This is a genomic window from Dyella sp. RRB7 (genome assembly GCF_022761115.1).
Taxonomy (GTDB): Bacteria; Pseudomonadota; Gammaproteobacteria; order Xanthomonadales; family Rhodanobacteraceae; genus Dyella.
The window spans coordinates 1-3,373 of the sequence record NZ_JAKWJS010000014.1 but is presented as its reverse complement, the minus strand read 5'-3'; the positions used below and the strand labels follow the sequence as shown (position 1 = coordinate 3,373).

At 66.0% G+C, this 3,373-nt stretch carries 1 protein-coding gene; it reads left to right on the top strand.

The genetic code is table 11. The annotated features are described in order from the left end of the window. The coding region (locus tag MJ606_RS18205; RefSeq protein ID WP_243050971.1) for a methylmalonyl-CoA mutase family protein at positions 1 to 3,373 on the top strand (3,373 nt) is incomplete at both ends.

The following is a 3,373-nucleotide window of genomic DNA, read 5'->3' as shown; positions in this document are numbered from 1 at the left end:
CACGACGCGGCCATCAACATCATGCGCCGCATCATCCAGTCGCAGGGTGCGGAGGTGATCCACCTCGGGCATAACCGCTCGGTGGAGGATGTGGTGCGCGCCGCGCTGCAGGAGGATGCCGACGCCATCGCGCTGTCGTCCTACCAGGGCGGCCACGTCGAGTACTTCAAGTACATGGTGGACATGCTCCGGGAGCACGGCGCGGCGCACATCCGCGTGTTCGGCGGTGGCGGCGGCACCATCACCCCGGAAGAAATCCGCGAGCTGCAGGCGTACGGGGTGGAGCGCATCTACCACCCCAACGACGGCATGAAGCTCGGCCTCACCGAGATGATCGAGGACGTGATGCAGCGCACCCGCGCCGCCGCCGTGAAGCGCGCCGCGCAGGAAGAGGCGACCACGGTGGCGCCGCGCGTGGACATCGACGATGAGATCTCCATCGGCCACATGCTCTCGGCCATCGAAGAGGGCGCCATGCCCGAGGCCGAGCTGGAGCACCTGCGCAAGCAGTGGACGATGGCCGGCAAGCAGACCCCGGTGCTGGGCGTGACCGGTACCGGCGGCGCGGGCAAGTCCTCGGTGGTGGACGAACTGCTGCTGCGCTTCCTGCACGCCTTCCCCGCGATGCGCATCGCCGTGCTGGCGGTGGACCCCACCCGTCGCCGCAGCGGCGGCGCCTTGCTGGGCGACCGCATCCGCATGAACTCCCTGCGCAGCCATCGCGTGTACATGCGTTCCATGGCCACGCGCCGCCAGCATGCGGCCACCAGCGTGGTGCTGCACGACTGCATCGACTTCCTCAAGGCCCAGCCGTACGACCTGGTGATCGTGGAAACCGCCGGCATCGGCCAGAGCGATTCGGAAATCGTCGACCTGGTGGATTTCCCCACCTATGTGATGACCAGCGACTACGGCGCGGCCAGCCAGCTGGAGAAGATCGACATGCTCGACTTCGCCGAGCTGGTGATACTCAACAAGTTCGACAAGCGTGGCGCGGAAGACGCGCTGCGCGACGTGCGCAAGCAGTGGAAGCGCAACCGCACCGCCTTCACGCTCACCGACGAGCAGGTGCCGGTGTATCCCACCATCGCCAGCCAGTTCAACGACCCGGGCGTGACCTGGATGTTCGCCAACCTGTGCCGCCTGCTGCGCGACAAGCTCGGCCTGCCGGCGCAGAAGTGGACGCCCGACCTCGACACCACGCTGAAGGAACCGCGCGCCACCGTGCTGATTCCCGGCAGTCGCGTGCGCTACCTCGCCGAGATCGCCGAGCAGGGCCGCGGCATCAACAAGGCGATCGAGCGCGAAGCGGAGTTCGCCAGCAAGGCGCAGCATTACTACGAATCGCTGAAGGACCTGGGCGACGCGCAGCTGCCGCGCGAGCTGGCCCGCTACGAATCCGCCGCGCTGCAGGAAGAGGGCGCCGACCGCACCTTGCTGACCCTGCGCCAGCGCTACAACGAAGCGCTCAAGGAACTGAGCCACCACGCCATCCATCTGCTGCACGAGTGGCCGGCGCGCTACCAGTCGGTGACCGACGAGGTCAACGAATACAAGGTGCGCGACAAGGTGATCCGCGTGGAGAACTATCGCGAATCGCTCAGCCACCAGAAGATCCCCAAGGTGGCGCCGCCCAAGACCAAGGACTGGGGCGACCTGCTGCGCTTCCTGATGCGCGAGAACCTGCCCGGCCATTACCCGTACACCGGCGGCGTGTACCCGTACCGCCGCACCGGCGAGGACCCCACCCGCATGTTCGCGGGCGAGGGCACGCCCGAGCGCACCAACCGCCGCTTCCACTACCTGAGCCAGGGCGGCGCGGCCACGCGCCTGTCCACCGCGTTCGACTCGGTGACGCTGTACGGCGAAGACCCGGCGCCGCGCCCGGACATCTACGGCAAGATCGGCAACTCCGGCGTCAACATCGCCTCGCTCGACGACATGAAGAAGCTGTATTCGGGCTTCGACCTGAGCGCGCCGAGCAGCTCGGTGTCGATGACCATCAACGGCCCGGCGCCGATCATCCTGGCGATGTTCATGAACACCGCGATCGACCAGAACGTGGAGAAATACCTGAAGGAAGACGCCACGCGCTGGGCGGCGGCCGAGAAGCAGATCGCCGCGATGTATCCGGATGGCCGCCCGCAGTATGCCGGCGAGCTGCCCAAGGGCAACGAAGGCCTCGGCCTGGGCCTGCTCGGCGTCACCGGCGACCAGCTGGTGGATGCCGAGACCTACGCGCGCATCAAGGAAGACACCCTGCAGACCGTGCGCGGCACCGTGCAGGCCGACATCCTCAAGGAAGACCAGGCGCAGAACACCTGCATCTTCTCCACCGAATTCGCGCTGCGCATGATGGGCGACATCCAGCAGTACTTCGTCGACCACAAGGTGCGCAACTTCTACTCGGTGTCGATCTCCGGCTATCACATCGCCGAGGCCGGCGCGAACCCGATCAGCCAGCTGGCCTTTACCCTCAGCAACGGCTTCACCATCGTCGAGTACTACCTCGCCCGGGGCATGCACATCGACGACTTCGCGCCCAACCTGTCGTTCTTCTTCTCCAACGGCATGGACCCGGAGTACACCGTGATCGGCCGCGTGGCCCGCCGCATCTGGGCGCGCGCCATGCGCGAGCGCTACGGCGCCAGCCCGCGCAGCCAGATGATGAAGTACCACATCCAGACCTCCGGCCGCTCGCTGCACGCGCAGGAGATCCAGTTCAACGACATCCGCACCACCTTGCAGGCGCTGTACGCGCTGTTCGACAACTGCAACAGCCTGCACACCAACGCATACGACGAAGCGATCACCACGCCGACGGAAGAAAGCGTGCGTCGCGCGGTGGCGATCCAGATGATCATCAACAAGGAACTGGGCCTGAACTTCAACGAGAACCCCTGGCAGGGCAGCTACGTCGTCGATGCGCTGACCGACATCGTGGAGGAAGCCGTGTACAAGGAGTTCGAGGCGATCAGCGAGCGCGGCGGCGTGCTCGGCGCGATGGACACCATGTACCAGCGCGGCAAGATCCAGGAAGAGTCGATGTTCTACGAGCAGAAGAAGCACGACGGCAGCCTGCCGCTGATCGGCGTGAACACCTTCCTGCCCAAGGACCACGGCGGCGAGATCGCCACCGAGATCGAACTGATCCGCTCCACCGAGGAAGAGAAAGGCCAGCAGATCGACAACGTGCGGGCCTTCGGCCAGGCCCGCAACGGCCTGGCCCCCGACAGCCTCAAGACCCTGCAGGCCACCGCCCGCGAGCGCAGGAACGTCTTCGAGCAACTGATGGAAGCGGTGAAGTACAACTCGCTCGGCCAGATCAGCCACGCCTTGTACGACGTGGGCGGCGAGTACCGCCGAAACATGT